The organism is Streptomyces physcomitrii (assembly GCF_012273655.1).
Classification (GTDB): Bacteria; Actinomycetota; Actinomycetes; order Streptomycetales; family Streptomycetaceae; genus Streptomyces; species Streptomyces physcomitrii.
On record NZ_JAAWWP010000002.1, the window covers coordinates 33,950 to 60,352 of the forward strand.

Below are 26,403 nucleotides of genomic sequence, written 5' to 3' on the forward strand. Positions count from 1 at the left end.
TGACTCGTCACATCCGTCACGCCTACGCGGGTTTTGGGTCACATGCCACCGACAGCGGCTCAGCGACATCACGCTGCGTCGTTGTCCGGGCACAGGCTGAAGATCGCCAGCGCGAGATGCCCGGACTTCTCCGGCGCCCGAACGGGTCGCCGTCCCGGCGCGCGCATTGGAGGTGCACGAATGACGGACCGCAGGCTCTGGTCGTACAAGGAGATCGCTGCACACATCCGCGTACAGCCGGACACGGTGCGCTCCTACCGCAAGCACGGACTGCTGCCGCCACCGGATCAGGTGGAGGGCGGGCGGCCGTACTGGTACGCGGATACGGTGCGCTCCTGGGCCGCCGCCCGGCCCGGCAACCGGGGACGCAGAGCCTGAGCGCCCCGCACAGCCCGCCCTAGCGACCCCGCCCACGCGCCCCGCCGCCGGACTCCGGTGGCGGGGCGCCTCTCTGCGCCGGGGCGGGTCGGCGGGTCGGCGGGTCGGCGGGTCGGCGGGTCGGCGCCAGGGTGCGCGGGGGGCGTGCGGACACGGAGCGCGCGCGGGCGCGTACCGAGCGAATTACCCGGGGGCGAAGTGCGCCGCACGGGCGCTCTCGGCTTGGATTCATACCCCCTAGGGGTATACCGTGGGAAAGGTGGAGAGCCCCCGGACCACCGGGCCGCCTTCGCACGCTATGCCCCCGGCCCCGCACCGGCCGCACGGCCGCACCGGAGCCGCCCGACGACCCGTGGAGAACCCATGACCGCCGCACAGACCGGGACCGCCGCCGAGTCCGCCGCCTCCTGCTGCTCCCCCACCGGCTCCTGCCACGGCGGAGCGGCCGAGGGCGCCGAGGGCACGGGCGGCGTCACCACCGTCTACCAGGTCAGCGGGATGACCTGCGGGCACTGCGAGGGCGCGGTGACCGAGGAGGTCGGCGCACTGCCGGGAGTCACCTCGGTGACGGCCTCCGCCGCCGAGAACCGGGTCACCGTGGTCTCCGCCGCGCCCCTGGACCCGGCGGCGGTACGCGCCGCCGTGGACGAGGCCGGCTACGAGCTGACCGGCACCGCCTGAGCCTGCGCCCGGGGCGCCCCGCCGCCCCGGGCACCTCCCGGCAAACCCGCCGGGGCACCGGGCCGTACCGGCCGGCTGATACCGGTTCCGTACGGCGCGGTCCGCACACGGATTCCGTGGAGCATGACGATGACGAGCACCGCACCCGAAGCACCGCCCGCGGGCGGGGACCGCCCCGCGGGGAAGAGCACGGCCGGGGAGAGCACGGCCGGCAGGAGCGCCGCCGGGGAGGTCGAGCTGACCATCGGCGGGATGACCTGCGCCGCCTGCGCGGCCCGGGTGGAGAAGAAGCTCAACCGGATGGAGGGCGTGCGCGCCACGGTCAACTTCGCCACCGAGAAGGCGAAGGTGGCCTACCCCACGGGGGTGACCGTCACCGAGCTGATCGCCACCGTGGAGCGCACCGGCTACACCGCCGAGCCCCCGCCCCCGCCCGAGCCGGCGCCCGCGGCGGCGCAGGACCCGGCGGCCCCCGCGGCCGAGGCGGACCCCGCGCTGCGTGCGCTGCGCGAGCGGCTCACCGTCTCGGCGCTGCTCTCGCTGCCGGTGGTCCTGCTCTCGATGATCCCGGCGCTGCAGTTCGACAACTGGCAGTGGCTCAGCCTCACGCTGGCCGCGCCGGTGGTGGTCTGGGGCGGATTCGGCTTCCACCGGGCGGCGTTCACCGGGGCCCGGCACGGCGCCGCGACCATGGACACCCTGGTCTCGGTCGGCACCCTCGCGGCCTTCGGCTGGTCGGTGTGGGCGCTGTTCTGGGGGCACGCCGGGATGCCGGGGATGCGGCACGGCTTCGATCTGACGCTCTCCCGCGGGGACGCCGGATCCACCCTCTACCTCGAAGTCGCCGCGGGCGTGGTCACCTTCCTGCTGCTCGGCCGCTATCTGGAGGCCCGCTCCAAGCGCCGGGCCGGTGCCGCCCTGCGCGCGCTGCTCGAACTGGGCGCCAAGGACGTGGCCTTGCTCCGCGAGGGCCGCGAAGTGCGCGTACCGGTGGCGGAGTTGAAGAAGGGCGACCGCTTCGCCGTACGGCCGGGCGAGACCATCGCCACCGACGGCACGGTGGTCGAGGGCAGTTCGGCCGTGGACGCCTCGATGCTCACCGGGGAGTCGGTGCCGGTGGACGTCGCGGTCGGCGACACCGTCACCGGGGCCACCGTCAACGCGAGCGGGCGGCTGGTCGTCGAGGCCACCCGGATCGGCGCCGAGACCCAACTGGCCCGGATGGCGCGGCTGGTGGAGGACGCACAGAACGGCAAGGCGCAGGTGCAGCGGCTCGCGGACCGGATCTCCGGGGTCTTCGTGCCGGTGGTGCTCCTGATCGCCCTGGGCACCCTGCTCGGCTGGCTGCTCGCCACCGGGGAGCCGACGGCCGCCTTCACCGCGGCGGTGGCGGTGCTGATCATCGCCTGCCCCTGCGCGCTGGGCCTCGCCACGCCGACCGCGCTGATGGTGGGCACCGGCCGCGGTGCCCAGCTCGGCATCCTGATCAAGGGCCCGGAGGTCCTGGAGTCCACCCGCCGTGTGGACACCGTCGTCCTCGACAAGACGGGCACGGTGACCACCGGCCGGATGGCGCTGGCGGGGGTGCACCCGGCCGAGGGCACCGGCGCGGACGAGCTGCTGCGGCTCGCGGGGGCCGTGGAGCACGCCTCGGAGCATCCGGTGGCGCGCGCCCTGGCCGCGGGCGCCGCCGAGCGCACCGGGGCGCTGCCGCCCGTCACGGAGTTCGGGAGCCTGGCCGGGCTCGGGGTGCGCGGCACCGTGGAGGGGCACCGCGTACTGGTGGGCCGCCCGGGGCTGCTCGGACAGGAGGGCGTCACGCTGCCGAAGGCCCTGACCGAGGCGGCCGGGCAGGCCGAGCGGGACGGGCGCACCGCGGTGGCCGTCGCCTGGGACGGCGCGGCCCGGGGGCTGCTGACCGTCGCGGACACCGTGAAGGAGACCAGCGCCGAGGCGGTACGGGAGTTGCGCGCTCTCGGCCTGACGCCGGTGCTGCTCACCGGGGACAACCGGGCGGTGGCCGAGTCGGTGGCCCTGGAGGTCGGGATCACCGAGGTGGTCGCCGAGGTGCTGCCCGAGGACAAGGTGGCCGCGGTCCGGCGCCTGAAGGAGGAGGGCCGCACCGTGGCGATGGTCGGCGACGGGGTCAACGACGCCGCCGCGCTCGCCACCGCCGACCTCGGTCTCGCGATGGGAACCGGCACCGACGCGGCCATCGAGGCGAGCGATCTGACCCTGGTCCGCGGGGATCTGCGGGTGGCCGCGCAGGCGATCCGGCTCTCCCGGCGCACCCTGGGCACGATCCGCTCGAATCTCTGCTGGGCCTTCGGTTACAACCTCGCCGCCCTGCCGCTGGCGGCCGCCGGACTGCTGAACCCGATGATCGCAGGAGCAGCCATGGCTTTTTCCTCGGTTTTTGTGGTCAGCAACAGCCTTCGCCTGAGAAACTTCAGGTGACCGGACAGGGAGCGCCGAAAATCGGACAGCTTCCGGCCCGGTTGCCGGCGGCCTCCGGCCGGGCCGGTCACGCTCCTTCCCGAGAACCTTCACGAATTTCGGGACCAGGCGTGCCCATCTGGTCAACGGAACGCTAGGCTGGATACAGCCCTTCACAGATCCTGCTCAACTTCCTTACTGTTGAGTCGCGATCACCGCTCGGCGCTCGCGCAGTTGTAAAGAAGCTGTGCGAGAGACGTAGATCACACCGTGGACTACGTAACCATCGGCGGGGGTTGTGAGTCTTAGAGGGTGATGGCGGAAGTGTCTTGGGGGACGCGTCCGGCATCGGGGAGGTGTCTTGGGGGACGCCTCCTGGTTCGACAGCGTGGCCGGGACACGTACACGGAGAGCTTTGAGCGGCCCTCCCGTCCGTACGGGTCCCGGCACACCGCACCACCGCAGCAGGCGCTGCACCCAGAGCGCCCGTCCGGATCCCGTGGGGGGAATCCGTTCGGGACAGCGCCCGGCCGGATCCCGTGGGGGGAATCCGAATCCGGGACATGGAAAGCGCCCCGATCGCCGGCCCGTGGGGGGACTGGTGACGGGGCGCTTTTCCGCGTTCTGTGCCGTGCGGCGCCGTGTTCTGTGCCGTGCCGTGCTGTGTTCTCTGCCGTGCGGTGCTGTGCGTGTGCCGCCGTGGTCCCGGCGCGGAGCGGACGTCCGGTGGACGCCCTTCCTGCGCCGGGCGGGCGGTGCGGGGTGGTGCGGGGGTGCGGTGCGGCTCAGCGCTGCTCGACCGGGACGAAGTCCCGCTCGACCACGCCGGTGTAGATCTGCCGGGGACGGCCGATGCGCGATCCCGGCTCCTTGATCATCTCGTGCCACTGGGAGATCCAGCCCGGGAGGCGGCCCAGTGCGAAGAGCACCGTGAACATCTCGGTCGGGAAGCCCATGGCCCGGTAGATCAGGCCGGTGTAGAAGTCGACGTTCGGGTAGAGCTTGCGCTCGACGAAGTAGTCGTCGGCCAGCGCGTGCTCCTCCAGCTTGAGCGCGATGTCGAGCAGCTCGTCGCTCTTGCCGAGCGCCGAGAGGACGTCGTGCGCCGCGGACTTGATGATCTTCGCCCGGGGGTCGAAGTTCTTGTAGACGCGGTGCCCGAAGCCCATGAGCTTCACGCCGTCTTCCTTGTTCTTCACCTTGCGGATGAAGGTGTCGACGTCGCTGCCGGACTGCTTGATGCCTTCCAGCATCTCCAGGACCGACTGGTTGGCGCCGCCGTGCAGCGGGCCCCACAGCGCGGAGATGCCGGCCGAGATCGAGGCGAACATGTTCGCCTGCGAGGAGCCGACCAGGCGCACGGTGGAGGTCGAGCAGTTCTGCTCGTGGTCCGCGTGCAGGATCAGGAGCTTGTCGAGCGCCGAGACCACGACCGGGTCCAGCTCGTACTCGGCGGCCGGCACCGAGAAGGTCATGCGCAGGAAGTTCTCGACGTAGCCGAGGTCGTTGCGCGGGTAGACGACCGGGTGGCCGATCGACTTCTTGTACGCGTACGCGGCGATCGTCGGGAGCTTGGCGAGCAGCCGGATCGTCGAGAGGTGCCGCTGCTTCTCGTCGAAGGGGTTGTGGCTGTCCTGGTAGAAGGTGGACAGCGCGCTGACCACCGAGGACAGCATCGCCATCGGGTGGGCGTCCCGCGGGAAGCCGTCGTAGAAGCGCTTGACGTCCTCGTGCAGCAGGGTGTGCTGGGTGATCTCGTTGCGGAAGGTGGCGAGTTCGTCGACCGTCGGCAGTTCGCCGTTGATCAGGAGGTACGCCACCTCCAGGAAGGTGGAACCCTCGGCGAGCTGCTCGATCGGGTAGCCCCGGTAGCGCAGGATGCCCTGCTCGCCGTCGAGATAGGTGATGGCGGACTTGTACGCGGCCGTGTTCCCGTAGCCGCTGTCCAGGGTGACCAGGCCGGTCTGGGCGCGGAGCTTGCCGATGTCGAAGCCCTTGTCGCCGACGGTGCTGTCGACCACCGGGTAGCTGTACTCATCGTCGCCGTACCGGACTACTACCGCGCCGTTGTTCTGGGTGTTGTCGCTCACGTCTTCCCTCACCGACGTAGTGCCTCATCTTCGAGGTGCCCTGACTGTCTCTACCCTCCCCCATTTGGCTCAGGAGAGTGCACTCGGGGTCGACCATTAGGCCTATCCGCGGCACTGAGTGCCGCGCAACCTGCTCATCCTGCCCGTCTTCGCCCCGGTTCCGGAAGAGCAGTGTGACCTTTCCTACTCGTTTGATCGATCAAAATTTTCGCACGGGGGCGGGGAGGCGGCAGGACAGGGGCCGCGCGGACCCGCCCCCGGCCGACGGATTGGCCTGCTCCGGGCCGGGTCGGGGCGCCTCCGGACCTCGTCCGGGGCTCCTCGGACACCGCCCCGGCACCGCCTCAGCGCGGCGCGGCGGCGGACGTGGCGGCCCCGGAGAGCCGGAAGTCGAGGGCGGTGCAGCGGCGGCCCGCCGAGAGGGTGCGCACGGCCTGCCCGAGCGCCCGGCGGGAGCCGACCAGGACGACGAGCTTCTTGGCGCGGGTGACCGCCGTGTAGAGCAGATTGCGCTGGAGCATCATCCAGGCGCTCATGGTGACCGGGATGACGACGGCCGGGTACTCGCTGCCCTGGGAGCGGTGGATGGTGACCGCGTAGGCGTGGGACAGCTCGTCGAGTTCGTCGAAGTCGTAGGGCACCTCCTCGTCCTCGTCGGTGCGTACGGTCAGCCGCTGGTCCTCGGTGCTGAGCGAGGTGACCACGCCGACGGTGCCGTTGAAGACGCCGTTGGCGCCCTTCTCGTAGTTGTTGCGGATCTGGGTGACCTTGTCGCCGACCCGGAAGACCCGGCCGCCGAAGCGCTTCTCCGGCAGGTCCGGGCGGGCGGGCGTGATCGCCTGCTGGAGCAGGCCGTTGAGGGTGCCCGCGCCCGCCGGGCCGCGGTGCATGGGCGCGAGGACCTGGATGTCGCGCCGCGGGTCGAGGCCGAAGCGGGCCGGGACGCGGCGGGCGGCGACGTCCACGGTGAGCCGGCCCGCCTCCTCGGTGTCGTCCTCGACGAAGAGGAAGAAGTCGTCCAGGCCCGAAGTCAGCGGCGGCGTACCGGAGTTGATGCGGTGCGCGTTGGTCACCACGCCGGACTGCTGCGCCTGCCGGAAGATCCGGGTCAGCCGCACCGCGGGCACCGGGCTGCCGGGCGCCAGCAGATCGCGCAGCACCTCGCCCGCGCCGACGCTCGGCAGCTGGTCCACATCACCGACGAAGAGCAGGTGCGCGCCCGGCGGCACCGCCTTGACCAGCTTGTTGGCGAGCAGCAGATCCAGCATGGAGGCCTCGTCGACCACCACCAGATCGGCGTCGAGCGGCCGGTCCCTGTCGTACGCGGCGTCCCCGCCCGGCTTGAGTTCGAGCAGCCGGTGCACGGTGGAGGCCTCGGCGCCGGTCAGTTCGGCGAGGCGCTTGGCGGCCCGGCCGGTGGGCGCGGCGAGGACCACCTTGGCCTGCTTGGCGCGGGCCAGCTCCACCACCGAGCGCACCGTGAAGGACTTGCCGCAGCCGGGTCCGCCGGTCAGCACCGCCACCCGCCGGGTGAGCGCGAGGCGCACCGCTTCCCGCTGCTCCGGGGCGAGTTCGGTGCCGGTACGGGTGGCGAGCCAGCCGAGCGCCTTGTCCCAGTCGACCTCCGCGAAGGCGGGCAGCCGCTCCTGCTCGGTGCGCAGCAGCCGCAACACCTGGGCGGACAGGGAGAGTTCGGCGCGGTGGAAGGGCACCAGATAAACCGCGGTGACCTCCTCGCCGCCCTCGGGTCCCGGCACCCGCTCGCGGACCACGCCTTCGTCCTGGGCGGCGAGCCGGTCCAGGCACTCGATGACCAGCTGGCTGTCCACCTGGAGCAACTTGACGGCGTCGCTGAGGAGTTGCTCCTCGGGCAGGAAGCAGTGGCCCTGGTCGGTGGACTGGGACAGGGCGTACTGGATGCCCGCCATCACCCGCTCCGGGCTGTCGTGCGGGATGCCGACGGACTGGGCGATGCGGTCGGCGGTGAGGAAGCCGATGCCCCAGACGTCGGCGGCGAGCCGGTAGGGCTGGTGGCGCACCACGTCGATGGAGGAGTCGCCGTACTTCTTGTAGATGCGCACCGCGATGGAGGTGGAGACGCCGACGCCCTGGAGGAAGATCATCACCTCCTTGATCGCCTTCTGCTCCTCCCAGGCCGCGCCGATCAGCTTGGTGCGCTTGGGGCCGAGCCCGGGCACCTCGACCAGGCGGCCCGGCTCCTCCTCGATGATGTCGAGGGTCTTCAGGCCGAAGTGCTCGGTGATCCGGTCGGCGATCCGCGGGCCGATCCCCTTGATCAGGCCGGAGCCGAGATAGCGCCGGATGCCCTGGATGGTCGCGGGCAGCACGGTGGTGTAGTTCTCCACGGTGAACTGCTTGCCGTACTGCGGGTGCGAGCCCCAGCGGCCCTCCATCCGCAGCGACTCCCCCGGCTGCGCGCCGAGCAGCGAGCCGACGACGGTCAGCAGGTCCCCCGCGCCGCGGCCGGTGTCGACGCGGGCGACCGTGTAGCCGTTGTCCTCATTGGCGTACGTGATCCGTTCGAGGACGCCCTCGACCACCGAAAGACCGGACATGCCCCGACGCTACCGCCTGCCGCCGACAGCGGGCGGGGCGCCGGGGCACCGGCCGGGCGACCGGCCCGCTCAGCCCTTGCCGAAGCCGATCAGGAAGCCCTCGTCGGCCGGGGCGAAGAGCCGCCCCTTGGCGGTGGCGATGCCCGGCACCGTCCAGCCGCTCCAGTCCGACTCGGCCCAGACCGGCTCCTGCGGGTGCGGGGCGGGCCACAGCCGGTACGACCACACCTTGCGGCCGGACTTGGCGTCCAGGACCACCAACTGCCCGTCGGCGTCGGCCACATAGACCTGGTTCTTCGCGACCAGGCGCACGGTGGCCGCCGCGACCGGACTGGTGTACGTCCAGGCCGTCTTGTACGTGGCGGTGTCCAGCGCCTTCACCTTGCCGCGGTAGGCGACGTAGGCGCGGCCGGGGCCGAAGGCGGGGGTGGCGTCGGCGGGCAGCGAGCGCAGCGCCCGGCCGGTCTTCTCCTCGAAGGCGGTCGTCTTCTCGGCCTGGTAGGTGCTGCTGCGCAGCCACAGGGCGCCGTCGCCGAGCACGCCCGGGTTGCCGCCCGGCCCGGAGACGTCGGGGACCTCCATGCGGCGGATCTCCTTGCCGGTCTTGCGGTCCAGGAGCTGGTAGGCGATGTCGTCGAAGCCGATCCAGACCCCGGTGGCGTCCACGGCGACATTGGTGAAGCCGTTCTCCGCGAGCGGCGCCCGCCACAACTCGGCGCCGTCCGTGGCCCGCAGCGCGATCGCCCGGCCGCGGCCGTCGTGGGTGTAGAGCACGCCGTCGTACCAGGTCGGCGGGAACTGGCAGTAGCCGTTGCCGAGTTCGGCCCGCCACCGCTGCTTGCCGGTGGCCGGGTCCCAGGCGGTCACCTCGGCATCGGAGGTCTGGGTGTAGAGCAGTCCGCCGCCGTAGGTGACGGTGGCGTTCGGCCGGAAGGTGAGGAACTTCTGCGGCCACAGGTCCTTGCCGGTGGCGGCGTCGAGCCCGACCAGCTCCATCCGGGGGCCGCCCTCGTCCCCCCGGTCGGCGTTGACCACGGCGAAGACCCGGTTCCCGACGGCCACCGGAGCCGAGACCACCTGCCCGAAGTCGCGCGCCCACAGCTTCTTGTACGGCGCCGCGGCGGTGGCCCCCGGCACCGCGCTGTCACCCCGGGCGGTGGCCCGGTAGCCGAGGGTCGCGTCCTGCAGTTCGGCGGCGGTGGCCGCCGAGCCCGGCTCCGGTGCCGCCGCCTGCGGGCTCGCGGTCACCGCCGTCGCGAGCGCGGCGACCGCGGTCACCAGGCCGAGTCTCGCGCGCAGTCGGCTGGTTGAGATCATCAGGGAAACCCCCCACGGGTATCTGCGGATACGGAAGAGAAAGCGGTTCCACCGGTGGGCGGAACCGCGCCGGAGGACCGGCAGGAAGCCCGGTACCCCGATTCCGGCGGGTGATCCGCACCTCGCCCACACCTTTTCTCCGCACTTTCGCCCCGGCTGCCCGGTCCGCGGCACCGGGCGCCGGTCCGGGCGGCAGGTCGCCGCCCGGATTCCCGGCCCCTTCCGGGAGGTCCCCCGCGGGGCGGGATCCTGCGACACTGGTGCACAGGGGGCCGATGGGCCGCCGGTGACGGTGACGGACGGTGAAGGACGGCGAGATGAGCGTGACCCTGGCGGACGTGGCGGCCCGTGCGCAGGTTTCCCCGGCCACCGTCTCCCGGGTGCTGAACGGCAACTACCCGGTGGCGGGCCCCACTCGGGAGCGGGTGCTGCGCGCGGTGGCCGACCTCGACTACGTACTGAACGGGCCCGCGAGCGCGCTCGCCGCGGCCACCTCCGACCTGGTGGGCATCCTGGTCGCCGACATCGCCGACCCCTTCTTCGGGATGATCGCGGCGGCCGTGCAGTCGCAGATCGGGGCGAGCGGCGGCCGCGCGGGCGGCGAACGGCTCGCGGTGGTCTGCGCGACCGGCGGCGCCCACGAGCGCGAGCTGACCTATCTCACCCTGCTCCAGCGCCAGCGGGCCGCGGCCGTGGTCCTCACCGGCAGCGCCGACGAGAACCCGGAGCACACCGAGGCGGTCGCGGCCAAGGTGCGGCGCCTGGAGGAGTCCGGCACCCGGGTGGTGCTCTGCGGCAGGCCGCCGCTGACCGGCACCGAGTCCACCGCGCTGCCCTTCGACAACCGGGCCGGGTCCCGCCTGCTCGCCGAGCACCTGCTCGCCCTCGGGCACCGCCGCATCGGCTACCTCGCCGGTCCCGAGGGGCGCACCACCACCCGGCACCGGCTGGAGGGCCACCGCGAGGCGCTGGCCGCCTACGGGCTCCCGGACCCGGAGCCGCTCAGCGTGCACGCCCTCTACGAGCGCGGCGCCGGATACACCGCCACCCGTGAACTCCTCGCCCGTGAACCGGACTTGACGGCCGTCGCGGCGGCCAACGACAGCCTCGCGCTCGGCGCCTGCGCCGCCCTGCGGGACGCCGGTCTCGCGGTGCCCGGCGATGTCTCGGTCACCGGCTTCGACGACCTGCCCTTCAGCGCGGACGCGGTGCCCTCGCTGACCACGATCCATCTGCCGCTCACCGAGGCGGGTGCCCGCGCGGGCCGGATCGCCCTCGGCATGGAGGCCCGCCCCGGCGAGGTGCTCCCGGTGGAGGGCACCCTGACGGTCCGGGACTCCACGGGTCCGGTACGGGAGCGGGCGGCGGCCCGGGGCTGAGGGCGCCCGGCGCGGGTCCGCGAGGCGGCGCCCGGGGAGCGGCGGCCGGTGGGCGATCCTGGAGTCCCGCAATCCGAGGAGCACAGTGAACAGTCCTCGCTTCGCCTTCTCCACGCTCGGCGTGCCGGGCATGGACCTGCAGACGGTACTCGGCCTCGCCACCACCCACGGCTACCAGGGCGTGGAGCTGCGCGCGCACCCGGAGGAACCGGTCCACCCCGGCCTGGACACCGGCCGACGCGCCGCCGTGGCAAGGGAGTTCAGGGACGCCGGGGTGGTCGTCAGCGCCGTGGCGGGCTATCCGCAGGTGGCGGCGCCCGGCCCGGACGAGCCGGTGCTCGCCGAGATCCGCGCGCTGGCCCGGCTCGCCCACGACCTCGGCTCCGGCTGTGTCCGGGTCTTCCCCGGCGGCGGTACGGCCCCCGGCGCGGAGGCCGACGCGGCGGCGGTACGGCGGCTCGCGGCGGCAGCCCGGGAGACGGCACCGCTCGGCGTACGCGTCCTCCTGGAGACCCATGACTCGCACCGCCGGGCGGCGGACGTGGCCCGGGTCCTCGCGGCCGTCCGCGAGCGGGAGCCCGGCAGCGAGGCGGGCGCCGGACCGCTCTGGGACCTGATGCACACCTGGCTCGGCGGCGAGAGCCCCGCGCAGAGCCTGGCCGCCTTCGGCGCGGTGCCCCACTACGTCCAGGTCAAGGACATCGCCTCGGCCGAGGACACCACCCCGCTGCCGCTGGGCGCCGGGGTGCTGCCGCTGCGCGAGGCCCTGCGCGCGCTCGGCGGCCACCGCTACGGCGGCTGGCTGTGCTGGGAGTACGAGAAGCGCTGGTACGAGGAGGCGGCGCCGCTCGGCCCGCTCCTCGCGGCGGGGCGGGCCCGGCTCGACACCCTGCTCTCGGCCGGAACCGGCGACTGAGCTGCCGCTTTCCCGCCGGGGGCGCCCCGGCCCCGGGCCGGAGGCGGGCGCCGAACGGGCCCCGGACGGCGGCGAACGGGCTCCCGCCATCCGCGCCGGAGACGTCCGGATCCCTTGACTGGCAGAAATTTTCGGGCTATCCGTGCTCCACGGAAGTTTCCTTCAACCAGTCCGCGACCCGTCCCGAACCATCCGCCTGCCGCCCTCCGTTCCCGCAACCGGCAACGGAAGCACGGACGTTGCCGGGCGAGTGCGCCCCGCGCCCGCCCCCGTACCCGGCCGTCGGCGACACCGCCAGCTAAGGAGCGCACGTGCACGACCGAGACCCCGGCACCACCAGACGGACCCTGCTGACCGCCACCGCGGGCAGCGCCGCCGCGCTCACCGTCGGCGGCGCCCTCTCCCCCGCCGCGGCCGCCGCCACCCCCGGCAAGGGCCACGACGACCGCGCGCTGCGCCGGCTGCTGTCCCGGATGAGCCTGGAGCAGAAGGTCGGCCAGCTCTTCGTGATGCGGGTCTACGGGCACTCCGCGACCGCCCCGGACCAGGCCGACATCGACGCCAACCTCAAGGAGATCGGCGTCCGCACCGCCGCCGAGCTGATCAGCACGTACCACGTCGGCGGCATCATCTACTTCACCTGGGCGCACAACACCCGCGACCCGCACCAGATCGCCGCGCTGTCCAACGGCATCCAGAAGGCCGGGCTCTCCCGGCCCGGCGGGCTGCCGCTGCTGATCTCCACCGACCAGGAGCACGGCATCGTCTGCCGGATCGGCAAGCCCGCGACCCTGCTGCCGGGCGCGATGGCGCTCGGGGCGAGCGGTTCGCGCTCCGGCGCGCGCGCCGCCGCGCGTATCGCGGGCGCCGAACTGCGCGCGCTCGGCGTACGCCAGAACTACGCGCCGGACGCCGACGTCAACGTCAACCCGGCCAACCCGGTCATCGGGGTCCGCTCCTTCGGCTCCGAGCCGAAGGCGGTCGCGGGTCTGGTCGCCGCGCAGGTCAAGGGCTACCAGGGCGCCGGGGTCGCCTCCACCGCCAAGCACTTCCCGGGCCACGGCGACACCGAGACCGACAGCCACTACGGCTTCCCGGTCATCGAGCACAGCCTGGCCGAGTGGAACACCCTGGACGCGCCGCCGTTCAAGGCGGCCATCGCGGCGGGCATCGACTCGGTGATGACCGCGCACATCATGGTCCCCGCGCTCGACCCCTCCGAGGACCCGGCGACCCTCTCCCGGCCGATCCTCACCGGCATCCTGCGCGAACAGCTCGGCTACGACGGGGTGGTGGTCACCGACTCCCTCGGCATGGAGGGCGTGCGCACCAAGTACGGCGACGACCGCGTCCCGGTGCTCGCCCTCAAGGCGGGCGTGGACCAGCTGCTCAACCCGCCGGACCTCAAGGTCGCCTGGAACGCGGTCCTGAAGGCCGTGCGCGAGGGCGAGTTGACCGAGGCGCGGCTCGACGAGTCGATCCTGCGGATCCTGCGCCTGAAGGCGAAGCTGGGGCTCTTCCACGACCCGTATGTGAGCCGGCGCGAGGTGGACGAGGTGGTGGGCCGCCGCTCGCACCTCGCGGAGGCGGACCGCCTCGCGGAGTCCACCACCACCCTCCTTGTCAACAAGGGGCGGCTGCTCCCGCTGAGCCGCCGGAGCCGGCGGAAGATCCTGGTGGCCGGCGCCGACCCGGCCTCGCCGACCGGCACCACCGGGCCGCCGACCACCGTGCTCGCCCGCGAGCTGAGCGGCCTCGGCTTCACCGCCGACTCGCTGCCCACCGGCACCGAGCCCACCAAGGCCCAGATCGACGCGGCGGTGGCCGCGGCCGAGGGCAAGGACGCGGTGGTGGTCACCACCTACAACGTCACGGCCACCGGCGGCCAGCGCAAGCTGGTGGACGCGCTCGCGGCGACCGGGGTCCCGGTGATCGCGGTGGCGGTGCGCAACCCGTACGACGTGGCCCAACTGCCGGGCGCCGACGCGGTGGTGGCCGCGTACTCCTGGACCGATGTGGAGGTCAGGGCCGCCGCCCGGGTGCTCGCGGGCCGCGTGGCGCCCGAGGGCCGGCTGCCGGTGCCGGTGCGCCGGGCGGACGACCCCACGAAGGAGCTGTATCCGGTGGGGTACGGCCTCTCGTACTGAGACGCGGTACGCCTGCCCCGTAGGGAGACCTGGGAGGCGATACGTCCCCTGCGGATCCTAAAAACACAGCGCGCCGGAGACACAGGGCGCCGGGGGCGCGGAGTATGTACTCCGCGCCCCCGGCGCGTGTCTGTCGGGGCGGGGTACGCCCCTGGCCGCGGGCTCAGTGGCCGAAGGCGTCCTTGGCCTTCTCCTTGGCCTGGCGCAGATCGCCCTTGGACTGCTCGGCGCGGCCCTCGGCGGTCATCCGCTCGTTCCCGACCGTCCGGCCGAGGGTCTCCTTGAGCTTGCCCTTGAGCTGCTCGGTCTTCGCCTGGTTCTTTTCCTCGGCGGCCATCTCACTCAACTCCCGTACCTGTTCGGCAATGCGGTGCGCGGGCATCCGGCGCGCCCTGGTCATCCGGTGACCCGGAATTTCCCCGGGGTGCGCCTCGGTCCGTACCACTCGCCTGTCCGGCACTCCCCGGCGTAAACAAGAAAAATCTCCGCGCTGCTGGCGATGATGCTTTCCCCGCTCCTTCTTCCGGCCCTTGACCTCGCCTTTCGGGGTTCTCCCCGGATCGCGCGACCGGTCCCTGAATGACTCCCGTACGAGAGGGCACACGGGCTGCCGAGAGGAGCGGATCTGCCCCTCTCCGGTATTCCCGCATTCCGGGAAATGCCGCGCACGAAGAGCGAGAACGCCACGAGAAAGCCAAGGGAGAACCCTCATGAGTGAGTACCTCTGGAACTACCAGCCGACTTCGGGTCACACCCCGGACGCCGATCTGACGGGTTACCGGGTCGAGGCGCTCGACGGGCACATCGGAAAGGTGGACAAGCACTCCGACGAGGTGGGCGCGCAGTATCTCGTCGTCGACACCGGGGTGTGGATCTTCGGGAAGACGGTGCTGCTTCCGGCCGGGACCGTGGACCGGGTGGACCACGACGAGCGGAACATCCACGTCTCGCGTACCAAGGACGAGATCAAGGCGGCCCCCGAGTTCGACAAGGAGAAGCATCTCGGCGACCCCGCTTACCGGGACCAGCTCGGCGGCCACTACGGCTCCGGGCACTGAGCGGGGCGGGCGGCCGGGTCAGCTCCGCGGGGTCTCGGTCCCGGACTGCTCGCCCGGCATGGTCCGGTGGAGTTCGACGGTGAACTGGGCGCCGGTGAGCAGCGCCAGATTGGCCATCCACAGCCAGATCAGGAAGACGATGACCCCGGCGAGGGAGCCGTACAGGCGGCTGTAGGTGTCCAGACCGGTGGCGTAGAGGCTGAAGGCGGCCGAGGCGACCAGCCACAGGACCCCGGCGAGCAGGCCGCCCGGCAGGGTCCGGCGGACGCCCCGGCGCTGCTTGGGCGCGCTGCGGAAGAGGATCAGCACCAGCAGGACGACCAGGCAGACCAGGAGCGGCCAGCGCAGCAGGGACCAGACGGTGGCGCCGGTGTCCCCGAAGCCCAGGTGGCGACTGAGCACCGAGGCCAGCGGGCCGCCGACCACAAGCACCACCGCGCTGCTGAGCAGCAGCAGGAGCAGGGCGAGCGCGGTGAGCACCAGGCGGTGCGCGCGGCCGAGCGGGGTGCGGTGGTCCTCGATGCCGTGCATGGCGTGCAGGGCGCGCCGGAAGACGGCGAGGTAGCTGGAGGAGGACCACAGGGCGCTGGCGAAACCGGCGATGACGACGGTCACCGCGGCCGAGCGCTCCTGGGCGGTCTGTTCGAGGGTCTCGTTCAGGGTCCGCCCGGACTCGGCGGGCGCCCAGCGGGTGACGTCCGCGATCAGCGTCTCGGTGGCGGTGTCACTGAAGAGCCCGATCAGCGAGACGGTGGTCAGCAGCGCGGGCAGCAGGGCGAGCACGGTGTAGTACGTCAGGGCCGCCGCGTGGTCGGAGACGTCGTCGTTCCACATCCGGACCGGGACGCGGCGCAGCGCGGTGCGGGCGCGGGCCCAGTCGCCGGGCCGGAAGGGCGAGAGCGGACGGGACGCGGCGGATGCCGGGCGGGTGTCCGGCTCCGCCGGGGTGTGAGGGCTCATGTCTCTCCGCGGGTGACGGTGCCGCCCATGGTGCGGCGGGCACGGTGACGCACGGGTACCCGCAAACGGCGGGGTTCAGCGCTCCGGGACGCGATCGGTACGCGAAGGCGGGACGAAGGGCGGGTGTCCGGAGGCGGGACACGCGGTGCCGGGAGGCGGGACACGCGGCGCGGGAAGGCAGAAAGCGCGGCGCGGGAAGGCGGCACGCGCGGCGCGGGAAGGCGGCACGCGCGGCGCGGGAAGGCGGCACGCGCGGGTGGAGGCGCGGGCGCGTGGGTGAGGTGCGCGCCGGTGCACGCGCGGGCGCCCGCGCCGGAGTACGGCTGCGGGCGCCCGCCCGGCCGCTGTCCGTCAGGGACGGCGGCCGGGTGGTGTGCCTCCCCGTGGATCAGGGACGCAGACCGTGGTGCTGCTCGACCTCGTGGCGGTCCAGCTTGGCGTCAAAGCGCGCCAGCGGCTTCGCCTTCTTCGGGTCCTTCTCCACGGCCGAGGGGGCGACGCCCGCCCAGTCGAGGATGCGCGCGGTGGCCTTCGCCTTCTCGTCGGCGACCAGGCCCGCGACATTGGCGCCGTGGTTGGCGCCGGGCGCGGTGAACACGTAGGTGTCCTTGGTGCCGTGGCCCGGGCGGAAGCGCTCGGAGCCCCAGGGGTCGTTCTCGCCGTAGACCCACATCATCGAACGGGCCTTGTGGCGCACCCAGTTGTCGACCTTGCTCATCGCGGTGCGGTCGAACTTCATCGGGATGTCGCGCGGCACGAAGTTCCGCGGCGGCTGGTAGCCGTAGCGGGACAGGTCGGCGACGTGCGGCAGCTTGATGTCGGGCGAGCCCAGCTGCGTACCCGCCTGGTAGTAGTACGGCGTGTAGGGCTCCAGGCCCTGGTCGCTGTAGGAGCTCCAGCCGCCGACCTCGTCGATGTAGTCGAAGAGGGCCTGGTCGGTCACCGTCTTGGCGTCGGGGGCCTGGTCGCAGTCCGAGAGCAGCGAGTACTGCCAGAAGCCCCAGACCAGGTCGAGGACGACGCCCTCGAAGGCCTTGTCGAGGGTGCCGATGGTCTTGAAGGTGTACTTGTTCTTCTCCGCGTAGGCGGCGTACAGCTTCTCCAGCGGCTCACGGCGGACCAGGGCCTCGCGCTGCACGGCGTTCAGGCGGTCGCGGCACTCCTTGGTGCCGACCTTCTCGAAGAACTCGTCGTAGCGCGAGTCCTCGTCGTTCTTCACGTCGTTGGGGGCCACGTAGGCGACGACGCCGTCCATGTCCTTGGGGTAGAAGCGCTCGAAGTAGGTGGCGGTCATGCCGCCCTTGGAGCCGCCGGTCGCCAGCCAGTTCTTGCCGTAGATCGGCTTGAGCGCCTTGTAGATGCGGTGCTGGTCGCTCGCGGCCTGCCAGATGTCGAGCTTGGACCAGTCGGCGGGCTTGGGGCGCGAGGGAGTGAAGAAGCGGTACTCCATCGACACCTGGTTGCCGTCGACGATCTGCGTCGGCTCGCTGCGGCTCGGCGTCGTGGAGACGTTGTAGCCGCTGGTGAAGAAGACGCTCGGGCGGTTGGTGTCCTTGTGCAGCACGGTGATGCGCTGTTTGAAGGTGCCCTTGGACGGGTGCCGGTGGTCGACCGGCTGGGTGTAGTTGAGGACGAAGTAGCGGTAGCCGTCGTACGGCTTCTCCTCAACCAGGCTCATCCCCTTGACGGCGAGGAGCCGGTCCTTGATGTCGTCGGGCTCCGGCTTCGCGGCGGCGGTGGCCGCCGGCACCGTGCCCGCGGCGCCTATCAGCACCGCGAGCGAGAGAACCCATCTGAGTGCCTTGCGCATGCACCCTCCTGTGTAGACACACGTGTGCCCGGAACCTAGCGAAGCCGGGGGCGTGGCACCAGGGGTTGCCGGGACCTGTGGTGCTTCGCCGGGCAGCCGTGGGCCCGCTGTTACACGACGGACGGATACGGAGGGGGCGGGCGGGGGCGTTGGGCCGTGCAGGTGGCGGGGGCGGGAGGCGGACGGGCTCGCGGTGGCAGCAGGAAGCCGCCCGGGCTCAGGGCAACCGCAGCGGCAGCCCCGCTAGCAGAGGATCCACCCCGAACTGACCGACTTGTTCCCTATCTTCCCGCGCACCCAGACGCAGCGGTGTCCCGCGTGCACCTTGACCGGGCCCGCGTGGTACTTGAAGGTGCCCTTGTCCGCGACCGCCGCGCTGCCGCGGGCCTGCACGGTCACCGACATCGCCTGCGGGGTCCCGGCCCTGTCGGCGACGGCGACCGCGCAGACATAGCCCTTGTCGCGGTAGACGCGGACCTCTCCGGTGCGGAAGTGGAGGGTGCGGGCCTTGCGGCCGTTGCACAGTTCGGCGGCGTCGGCGGAGTGCAGCCCGGGCCCGAGGAGCGCGACGAGGCCGCTCGCACCGAGCACCGTGGCGATCACGACGGGGCCGCGCAGCCGCCGTCGGCGGTGCGTTCCCTTGCTGCTCACTTCTGGATCCCCTCCCCGCCGCTTGCGCCACAGCGTACTGGTGTACGGACGCCGTACGGCAGACCGCGGTTCCCGGCCACGGCCGGGAACCGCCCTGCGGAGGCCGCCCCCAGGGGGCCCCGGCGCGGGTCAGCCGGCCGCCTCCACCTCCACCGGTTCGCCGATGAAGGTGCGCCACAGCTCCGCGTACCGGCCGTTCCGGGCGAGGAGTTGGTCGTGGGTGCCGTCCTCGGCGACCCGGCCGCGGTCCATCACGACGACCCGGTCGGCGCGGGCCGCGGTGCTCAGCCGGTGCGCGACGACCAGCGTGGTGCGCCTGCCGGTCAGCCGCTCCGTGGCCTGATTCACCAGGGCCTCGGTCGCCAGGTCCAGGGCGGCGGTCGCCTCGTCGAGGAGCAGGATGTCGGGGTCGACCAGTTCCGCCCTGGCCAGCGCGATGAGCTGGCGCTGACCGGCGGAGAGGTTGCGGCCGCGTTCGCTGACCTCGTGCAGATAGCCGCCGTCGAGGGTGGCGATCATCTCGTGCGCCCCGACCGCCCGGGCCGCCGCCTCCACCTCGGCGTCACCCGCCTCCGGCCGCCCGTAGGCGATCGCGTCGCGCACGGTCCCCGGGAAGAGGTACGACTCCTGCGGGACGACGCCGAGGCGGTGCCGGTAGGAGGTGCGGTCCAGGCTGCGCAGGTCGGCGCCGTCGACGGTGAGGCGCCCGCCGGTGGGGTCGTAGAACCGTGCGACCAGCTTCACCAGGGTGGACTTGCCCGCGCCGGTCTCGCCGACGAAGGCGACCGTCTGCCCCGCCGGAATGCGCAAGTCGACGCCGCGGAGCGCCTCTTCCTCCCCGGAGTAGGCGAAGTCCACGTTCTCGAAGGCGAGTTCACCGCGCAGCGAGAGCACTTCCTGCGCCTGGGCGGCCTCCCCGGTGGAGGCCGGTTCGCGCAGCAGCTCCTGGATACGGCGCAGCGAGACGCTGGCCTGCTGGTAGCCGTCGAAGACCTGCGAGAGCTGCTGGACGGGGGCGAAGAAGAGGTCGATGTAGAGCAGGTAGGCCACCAACGCCCCGGTGGTCAGGGTCTGTTCGTCGATCCGGCCCGCTCCGACGATGATGACCGCCACCGCCGCGGCCGCCGAGAGCAGCTGGACGAAGGGGAAGTACACCGAGATCAGCCACTGGCCGCGGACCCGGGCCTCGCGGTAGGAGCGGCTGTGCGCGGCGAACTTCTCCCGGCCGTCGGCCTCCCGCCCGAAGGCCTGCACGATGCGCAGACCGGCGACCGACTCCTGGAGTTCGGAGTTGACCACCGAGACGCGCTCACGGGCCGACTCGTAGGCGGCCACGCTCTTCTTGCGGAAGACGTACGTGCACACGATCAGCGGCGGCAGCGTCGCGAAGACCACGAAGGCGAGCTGCACATCGATGACCACCAGGGTGACCATGATGCCGAAGAAGGTGACCAGGGAGACGAAGGCGGTGACCAGACCGGTCTGCAGGAAGGTGGACAGGGCGTCCACGTCGGTGGTCATCCGAGTCATGATCCGGCCGCTCAACTCGCGTTCGTAGTAGTCGAGTCCGAGCCGCTGGAGCTGCGCGAAGATCTTCAGCCGCAGCGCGTAGAGAATCCGTTCGCCGGTACGTCCGGTCACCCGGGTCTCGCCGGTCTGGGCCGCCCACTGGGTGCCCACCGCGAGCAGGCCGAAGGCGGAGGCCGTCCACACCGCCCCGAGGGCAAGGGCGTTGACGCCCTCGTCGATGCCGTGCCGGATCAGCACCGGGAGCAGCAGGCCCATGCCCGCGTCCACGGCGACGAGCAGCAGCGCGAAGAGCAGCGGGCGCCCGAAGCCGTGCAGCAGCCTGCGCAGCCCGTAGGAGTCCTCCGGCCGCACCGCGCGGGTCTCGTCGACCTCCGGGGCGTCGGTGGCGGGCGGCAACTTCTCCACCTGGGAGAGGAGTTCGGGGGTGGAGGGCATCCCGCCGAGCGCGGTGTCGCGCACCTCGCGGTCCCCGCTCCACAGCGCCGGGGTCACCCCCCGCTCGGCGTCGAACTCCGCGTCCAGCTCCTCCCGTACGGTGCCGTGGCCGCCGGACCAGGAGGGGCACTCGCACACCTCGGGATCCGTCTCGCGGGCGGGCCCGTGGTGGCCCGGGGAGGCGGCGCCGAGCTCCTCGGGGTCGGTCAGGAGCCTGCGGTAGAGGGCGGAGCGGGCGGTCAGTTCCTCGTGGGTGCCGAGGTCGGCGAGGCGTCCGCCGTCCAGGACCGCGATCCGGTCGGCGAGGTTCAGGGTGGAGCGGCGGTGCGCGATCAGCAGGGTGGTGCGCCCGGCCATCACCGAGCGCAGCGCCTCGTGGATCTCGTGCTCCACCCGGGCGTCCACCGCGGAGGTGGCGTCGTCCAGGACGAGGAGGCGGGGGTCGGTCAGCAGCGCGCGGGCGAGGGCCACCCGCTGGCGCTGGCCGCCGGAGAGGGTGAGCCCGTGCTCGCCGACGGTGGTCTCGTAGCCCTCGGGCAGTTCCTCGATGAAGCGGTCCGCCTGGGCGAGCCGCGCCGCCGCCTCGATCTGCTCCGAGGTGGCACCGGGCCGGCCGTAGGCGATGTTGGCGCGCACGGTGTCGGAGAAGAGGAAGCTGTCCTCGGGCACCAGGCCGATCGCCGCGCGCAGCGAGCCGAGGCTCAGCTCGCGCACATCGTGGCCGCCGATCAGCACCGCGCCGTGGCTCACGTCGTAGAAGCGGGGCAGCAGCAGCGAGAGCGTGGACTTGCCGCTGCCGGAGGCGCCGACCACGGCGAGGGTCTCCCCGGCGCGGATCTCGAAGCTGAGGCCGCGCAGGACGGGGCGGGGCGCCTTGGCGTCGGTGCCCTCACCGGTGGCGTAGGCGAAGGAGACGTCGTCGAACTCGACGGTGGCGGGGGCGTCGGCGGGCAGTTCCTTGGGGCCGCCGGTGAACGAGGGCTCGGTGTCGATGAGTTCGAGCACCCGCTCCACCCCGGCCCTGGCCTGCTGGCCGACGGTGAGCACCACGGCCAGCATCCGCACCGGGCCGACCAGTTGGGCCAGATAGCTGGAGAAGGCGACGAAGGTGCCGAGGGTGATCTGCCCGCGCACCGCGAGCCAGCCGCCGAGCGCCAGCATCGCGACCTGCCCGAGCGCGGGCACCGCCTGGAGGGCCGGGGTGTAGCGGGCGTTGAGGCGTACGGTGCGCAGCCGCCCGGCGAAGAGCCGCCGCCCCACCTCGCGCAGCTTCCCGGTCTCCTGCTCCTCCTGCCCGAAGCCCTTGACCACCCGGACCCCGGAGACCGCCCCGTCGACCACCCCGGCGACCGCGGCGGCCTGCGCCTGCGCGTACCAGGTGGCGGGGTGCAGCCGGGCCCGGCTGCGCTTGGCGATGAACCAGACCGCGGGTGCCACCGCGAGCGCCACCGCGGTCAGCGGCAGCGAGAGCCAGGCCATCACGATCAGCGAGATGACGAAGAGCAGGACGTTGCCGATGGTCATCGGCAGCATGAAGAGCAGGCCCTGGATCAGCTGGAGGTCGCTGGTGCCGCGGCCGACGACCTGCCCGGTGGACAGCTCGTCCTGCCGCCGCCCGTCGAGGCGGGTGATCGCGTCGTACATCTCGGTACGCAGGTCGTGCTGCACGTCGAGGGCGAGCCGTCCGCCGTAGTAGCGGCGCAGATAGGCGAGGACGTAGACGACGGCGGCCGCGGCGAGCAGCAGCCCCGCCCAGACGGCCATCGACCGGCTCTTGTCGCCGATCACATCGTCGATGATGACCTTGGTGAGCAAGGGCACCAGGGCCATCACCCCCATCCCGGCCAGCGAGGCACCGAGCGAGAGCACCACGTCCTTCGGATGCCGCCACGCGTACCCGAAGAGCCGCCGCGCCCAGCCCTGCTCCCCCGCCGCGCCCGCCGGCCCGCTGTCCCCTGCCACCCGTCCGCCTTCCGTCACCACTGCTCTGCCGGAAGGCTGCAACGCCCCGGGGCTGGGATTTCATCCCGCCGCAACAAAACCCCGGCCCGGTCCGCGGGTGGCCCCGGCCCAGGGGCGGGCGGTGGTCAGAAGAGGCCGCCCCCGGCGCCGAGGGCCTGGCCGGTGATCCAGCCGCCGTCCGGCGAGGCCAGGAAGGCGACGACCGCGGCGATGTCCGCGGGCTCGCCGAGGCGGCCGAGCGGGGTGCCCCGCCGCGCCGCCGCCAGGGTGTCCGGGTCGGCGCCCGCGACCATGGCCTCGGTACGGGTGGCGCCGGGCAGCACGCTGTTGACGGTGATCCCGCGCGGCCCGAGCTCCTTGGCCGCCGTGGCCACCAGCTGCTCGGCGGCGGCCTTGCTCGCCGCGTAGACCCCGCTCGCGGGCCGTACCGTACGCGTCGCTCCGGTGGAGATCAGCACGAAGCGGCCGCCGTCGCGCAGGCGCCGGGCGGCCTCGCGCAGCAGCAGGAAGGTGGCGCGGGCGTTCACCGTGAAGAGCAGCTCGAAGTCCTCGTCGCTGACCTCGGCGAGGGGGGCGAACCGGGCGAGGCCCGCGTTGCCGACCAGGATGTCGACTCCGCCGTAGGCCTCCTCCGCCGCCGTGAACAGGTGCCGTACCTCGGCCGGTCGGGACAAGTCGGCGCGTACCGCCGCGGCCCGGCCGCCGGACTCCTCGACGCGGGAGACCACCTCGGCGGCGGCCCGGGCGTCGGAGCGGTAGTTGACCACCACCCGCGCGCCGTCGGCGGCGAGCCGCTCGGCGATGCCGCGTCCGATGCCCCGCGAGGCTCCGGTGACCAGGGCGACCCGGCCGTCCAGCGTTGCTGTTCCCATGGGTCCCACTCGCTCCGCTCGCGCCCGGCCGCCAGTCGGGGCCCGGGCAGATCAGTTGAGATGCTCGACTAATTTAGTCGAGCATCTCAACTAATCGCAAGGCTAGGCTGAGCCCATGGAGCCCCGGGACCTCACCGCAGCCGTGGCCGCGCTGCACCGCGAGACCTCCGCCCTCTACGCCGAGGTCGCCCGCGACTTCGGGCTGACGAGCCAGCAGATCCAGCTGCTCTGCCTGCTGGCCGGCCGCCCCTCCTTCGGCGAGCTGGCCGCCTCGCTCGGCTGCGACAAGACGAACATCACCGGCCTGGTCAACCGGCTGGAGAAGCGGGGCGTACTGGCCCGCGAACCGGACACCCGGGACCGCAGGATCAGCCGCGTCGTCCTCACCGGGACCGGCGAGGAGCTGCGGGAGCGGGTGCGGCGACAGTTCAGCGCCGCGGTCCGGGAACGGTTCGAACGGCTCGGCCCCGAGGAGCGGGCGCGCTACGCCCCGCTGACCGCGGCCCTCGGCGGCTGACCCTCAGGCCGCCAGCAGGGGCGGCGGCTGCACACCCCGCAGCACGGGCAGCGCCCTGGCCGGTGCCGTGTGGTTGCCGAGGTCCCGGTGGGCGGCGCGGGCGAGGCGTTCGACGGTGTCGACCCCGTAGGCGAAGGTCTTGTTGCCCCGGGTGAGCACGGTCATCGTGTAGTCGCGGCCCGCGCCCTGGAAGGCGCCGAGGCTGTGCACCCGCCAGCCGTCCTGGTCCCGCTCGAGCCAGCCGTTCTTGAGGTGGGCCAGCTCGGTCGCGGGGGCGCCGGCGGGGGTGCCCCAGCGCTGGTCCGGGACGACCGCGGCCATCTCGGCGAGCAGCCGGTCACGGGAGTCCTTGCCGAGGACGCCGTTCTCGCGGGTGACCAGGTCGAGGAGGCGCTGCTCGTCCCCGGCGGTGACCTGGGTCAGGCCCCAGAAGCGGTCCGGGCCCGGCACCGTCTCGTGCATCCCGGCCGCCGCCAGGAAGGCCCGCACCTTCTTCGGGCCGAGCTGCTTCCACAGCGCGGAGGTGGCCTTGTTGTCCGACCTGGTGATCGAGGCCTCGGCGCGCGCCTCCTCGGTCTTCGTCAGCGCCCGGCCCTCGCGCTCGGCGTCCCAGAGCAGGGCCGCGAAGACGGTGACCTTGACGATACTGGCGGAGTCGAAGGCCTCGGCCGCGCGGAGCGTGCAGGAGGTGCCGGTGGAGCGGTCGTGCAGGCCGAGGGCGACGGTGCCCGCCCGCTCGCGCAGGGCCGTCCTGAGGTCGCGCTCCAGCCTCGCGGCGAGCGCGGAGTCACCGGAGGCGCAGCGCACCTGAGCGGCGGCCTTGCCGGGCTTGTCCGCCGGGCGCTCGGAGACGGTCCCCGGCGCCCGCTTCGGCTCGGCGGCCGAGGCGGGGGCGGCGGCCAGGGCGGTCAGCGGCAGCAGCACTCCGGCGGCGACGGTGCCCGCGAGGGTGCGGGCGCACCGGGACAGCGGACGAGGCATCGGAACTCCCTTGCTCCTGTGACCGGGGCGAGGGCGTTCCGGTGCCCACTGCACCGGCGCCGGGAGTTCCGGGATCCACTCGCCGTACGACGGCTGCCAGTGTGGGCGAAAGGGGACATCCAGTGCTGTAGCGCACCTCTCAGCGGGAGCGAGGGCGCCGCCCGGGGCCCGTCAGGAGGCCTCGGGCGGCCCGCCGATGTGAGCGGGCTCTCCTCCCGGCGGAGGGTTCGCCGCCCCCGGGGCGAAGATCGACTTGCGTACGCGGCCCAGGAGAGCCTCGCGTACGGGACGCAGGGGAGCCTTGTGTGCGAGGAGGAGCTGCGGGTGCGGGCGGATCCGGTGCCGCACCGCTCAGCGCGAGGCCCCGAGCCGCACCGCTCAGCGCGAGGCCCCGATCTGCCGGGCCATGAGCGTCGTCAGCTCGTACGCCGTGTGCGAGGCGGCGACCGAGGTGATCTCGGCGTGGTCGTAGGCGGGGGCGACCTCCACCACGTCGGCGGAGACCAGCCGGCAGGAGGCGAGGCCGCGCAGGATCTCCAGGAGTTCGCGGGAGGTCAGGCCGCCCGCCTCGGGGGTGCCGGTGCCGGGCGCGTGCGCGGGGTCCAGTACGTCGATGTCGATGGAGATGTACAGGGGGCGGTCGCCGATGCGCTGCCGCAGCTGGTCGGTGACCTCGTCCACGCCGCGGCGCATCACATCGGCGGAGGTCACGATGCCGAAGCCCATCTTGGCGTCGTCGTCGAGGTCCTTCTTGCCGTAGAGCGGACCGCGGGTGCCCACGTGGGAGAGCGCCTCGGTGTCGAGGATGCCCTCCTCCACGGCCCGCCGGAACGGGGTGCCGTGGGTGTACTCCGCGCCGAAGTAGGTGTCCCAGGTGTCCAGATGGGCGTCGAAGTGGAGCAGCGCGACCGGGCCGTGCCTCTTGGCGACCGAGCGCAGCAGCGGCAGCGCGATGGTGTGGTCGCCGCCGAGGGTCATCAGGCGGGCGCCGGTGGAGAGCAGTTCGTCGGCGGCGGCCTCGACGGTCTCCACGGCCTCCTCGATGCGGAAGGGGTTGGCCGCGATGTCCCCGGCGTCCGCGACCTGGGCGAGCGCGAAGGGCGAGGCGTCCTGCGCCGGGTTGTACGGGCGCAGCAGCCGCGAGGCCTCCCGGATGGCGTTGCCGCCGAAGCGGGCGCCGGGCCGGTAGGAGACCCCGGAGTCGAAGGGCACCCCGACCACGGCGACATCGGCCCGGCCCACCTCGTCGAGGCGCGGCAGCCGGGCGAAGGTCGCCGGGCCCGCGAAGCGCGGGACGCGGGAGGAGTCAACGGGACCGACGGGGGCCTGGGCGGCGTGCGCGGCCTGGGCGGCGGGGCCGGTGGATCCGTCCGGGGTGCCGTGCTCGCCGGGGGCCGGGCTGGTCTCGTTGCTGCTCATCTGACAGGCCTTCTTTCGTACGCTTCCTTGCGTTTCTGCACGATACCGGGGCCCGCCGGGGGCCGGACCACGGCGCTGAAGTGTACGTTTCCGGCCGATCGGACCCCGAGGGGAGCGTGCGGACCCGGCTCTCCGCCTCACCGGACGGCGCCCGCGCCGGGGCGCGTACGACCCGGACGGGCGACCCGGGCGCCCCCGCGTGGAAGGCGCTCCGCGGGCGCCCCGAGGCTCGCCGGAGCGCGGCCCGTACCGCCCCCGCTCCGTGACCCGTGTCCCGGCAGGGCGGAC

General features: G+C 72.9%; 19 protein-coding genes. 8 read left to right on the top strand and 11 right to left on the bottom strand.

Going from position 1 to position 26,403, the window contains the following annotated elements:
- The first annotated feature begins 180 nt into the window (after nucleotides 1–180).
- From HFV08_RS03370 to HFV08_RS03380, 3 genes are all read left to right on the top strand, one after another.
- Complete coding sequence (locus HFV08_RS03370) at nucleotides 181–378, top strand: helix-turn-helix transcriptional regulator (protein ID WP_040253322.1); 198 nt, start codon at nucleotides 181–183, stop codon at nucleotides 376–378.
- A 363-nt stretch (nucleotides 379–741) separates the two neighbouring features.
- Nucleotides 742–1,059, top strand: coding sequence for a heavy-metal-associated domain-containing protein (locus HFV08_RS03375; RefSeq protein ID WP_168535736.1), 318 nt, complete (start codon nucleotides 742–744; stop codon nucleotides 1,057–1,059).
- A gap of 129 nt (nucleotides 1,060–1,188) precedes the next feature.
- Nucleotides 1,189–3,516, top strand: a complete 2,328-nt coding sequence (locus HFV08_RS03380; protein ID WP_168535738.1) for a heavy metal translocating P-type ATPase — start codon at nucleotides 1,189–1,191, stop codon at nucleotides 3,514–3,516.
- Between the two features lie 764 nt (nucleotides 3,517–4,280).
- Here HFV08_RS03380 and HFV08_RS03385 read toward each other — a convergent pair.
- The 3 genes from HFV08_RS03385 to HFV08_RS03395 form a co-directional block, all read right to left on the bottom strand.
- The gene (locus HFV08_RS03385; RefSeq protein WP_312885346.1) at nucleotides 4,281–5,597 is read right to left on the bottom strand and encodes a citrate synthase; all 1,317 of its coding nucleotides are present in this window, start codon (nucleotides 5,595–5,597) and stop codon (nucleotides 4,281–4,283) included.
- Nucleotides 5,598–5,929: 332 nt separating this feature from the next.
- A complete protein-coding gene (recD2, locus tag HFV08_RS03390) occupies nucleotides 5,930–8,161 on the bottom strand; it encodes an SF1B family DNA helicase RecD2 (protein WP_168535745.1) in 2,232 nt (743 codons plus the stop codon).
- A 69-nt stretch (nucleotides 8,162–8,230) separates the two neighbouring features.
- A complete protein-coding gene (locus HFV08_RS03395; RefSeq protein ID WP_168535747.1) occupies nucleotides 8,231–9,478 on the bottom strand; it encodes an outer membrane protein assembly factor BamB family protein in 1,248 nt (415 codons plus the stop codon).
- A 317-nt stretch (nucleotides 9,479–9,795) separates the two neighbouring features.
- On the opposite strand from HFV08_RS03395, the gene HFV08_RS03400 reads away from it, so the two are divergent.
- The 3 genes from HFV08_RS03400 to HFV08_RS03410 all read left to right on the top strand — a co-directional run bounded on the left by HFV08_RS03400 (nucleotide 9,796) and on the right by HFV08_RS03410 (nucleotide 13,920).
- The gene (locus tag HFV08_RS03400; RefSeq protein ID WP_168535749.1) at nucleotides 9,796–10,857 is read left to right on the top strand and encodes a LacI family DNA-binding transcriptional regulator; all 1,062 of its coding nucleotides are present in this window, start codon (nucleotides 9,796–9,798) and stop codon (nucleotides 10,855–10,857) included.
- 130 nt (nucleotides 10,858–10,987) lie between these two features.
- Nucleotides 10,988–11,773 carry a sugar phosphate isomerase/epimerase family protein gene (locus HFV08_RS03405; RefSeq protein WP_168536505.1) on the top strand — a complete coding sequence of 262 codons (786 nt, stop codon included), beginning with the start codon at nucleotides 10,988–10,990 and terminating at the stop codon, nucleotides 11,771–11,773.
- 311 nt (nucleotides 11,774–12,084) lie between these two features.
- Nucleotides 12,085–13,920, top strand: coding sequence for a glycoside hydrolase family 3 protein (locus HFV08_RS03410; protein ID WP_168535751.1), 1,836 nt, complete (start codon nucleotides 12,085–12,087; stop codon nucleotides 13,918–13,920).
- A 163-nt stretch (nucleotides 13,921–14,083) separates the two neighbouring features.
- Here HFV08_RS03410 and HFV08_RS03415 read toward each other — a convergent pair whose 3' ends face one another.
- Entirely contained in the window at nucleotides 14,084–14,257 is a 174-nt protein-coding gene (locus HFV08_RS03415; protein ID WP_168536507.1) for a CsbD family protein, read from the bottom strand.
- 373 nt (nucleotides 14,258–14,630) lie between these two features.
- On the opposite strand from HFV08_RS03415, the gene HFV08_RS03420 reads away from it, so the two are divergent.
- The gene (locus tag HFV08_RS03420; RefSeq protein WP_168535753.1) at nucleotides 14,631–14,978 is read left to right on the top strand and encodes a PRC-barrel domain containing protein; all 348 of its coding nucleotides are present in this window, start codon (nucleotides 14,631–14,633) and stop codon (nucleotides 14,976–14,978) included.
- 18 nt (nucleotides 14,979–14,996) lie between these two features.
- Here the strand turns inward: HFV08_RS03420 and HFV08_RS03425 are convergent, their stop codons facing one another.
- The 5 genes from HFV08_RS03425 to HFV08_RS03445 form a co-directional block, all read right to left on the bottom strand.
- Entirely contained in the window at nucleotides 14,997–15,938 is a 942-nt protein-coding gene (locus HFV08_RS03425) for a YihY/virulence factor BrkB family protein (protein ID WP_168535755.1), read from the bottom strand.
- A gap of 388 nt (nucleotides 15,939–16,326) precedes the next feature.
- Nucleotides 16,327–17,748, bottom strand: coding sequence for a S28 family serine protease (locus HFV08_RS03430; RefSeq protein WP_168535757.1), 1,422 nt, complete (start codon nucleotides 17,746–17,748; stop codon nucleotides 16,327–16,329).
- A gap of 243 nt (nucleotides 17,749–17,991) precedes the next feature.
- Nucleotides 17,992–18,399, bottom strand: coding sequence for a hypothetical protein (locus HFV08_RS03435; protein ID WP_312885347.1), 408 nt, complete (start codon nucleotides 18,397–18,399; stop codon nucleotides 17,992–17,994).
- Nucleotides 18,400–18,528: 129 nt separating this feature from the next.
- Complete coding sequence (locus HFV08_RS03440; RefSeq protein WP_168535759.1) at nucleotides 18,529–22,326, bottom strand: ABC transporter ATP-binding protein; 3,798 nt, start codon at nucleotides 22,324–22,326, stop codon at nucleotides 18,529–18,531.
- Between the two features lie 125 nt (nucleotides 22,327–22,451).
- Nucleotides 22,452–23,198, bottom strand: a complete 747-nt coding sequence (locus tag HFV08_RS03445; RefSeq protein ID WP_168535761.1) for an SDR family oxidoreductase — start codon at nucleotides 23,196–23,198, stop codon at nucleotides 22,452–22,454.
- A 115-nt stretch (nucleotides 23,199–23,313) separates the two neighbouring features.
- On the opposite strand from HFV08_RS03445, the gene HFV08_RS03450 reads away from it, so the two are divergent.
- A complete protein-coding gene (locus HFV08_RS03450; RefSeq protein ID WP_168535763.1) occupies nucleotides 23,314–23,715 on the top strand; it encodes a MarR family winged helix-turn-helix transcriptional regulator in 402 nt (133 codons plus the stop codon).
- Nucleotides 23,716–23,718: 3 nt separating this feature from the next.
- Here HFV08_RS03450 and HFV08_RS03455 read toward each other — a convergent pair whose 3' ends face one another.
- Nucleotides 23,719–24,696: a serine hydrolase gene (locus HFV08_RS03455; protein WP_168535765.1), complete on the bottom strand. Its 978-nt coding sequence runs from the start codon at nucleotides 24,694–24,696 to the stop codon at nucleotides 23,719–23,721.
- A 378-nt stretch (nucleotides 24,697–25,074) separates the two neighbouring features.
- Entirely contained in the window at nucleotides 25,075–26,115 is a 1,041-nt protein-coding gene (gene speB, locus HFV08_RS03460) for an agmatinase (RefSeq protein ID WP_246341485.1), read from the bottom strand.
- Nucleotides 26,116–26,403 lie beyond the last annotated feature (288 nt).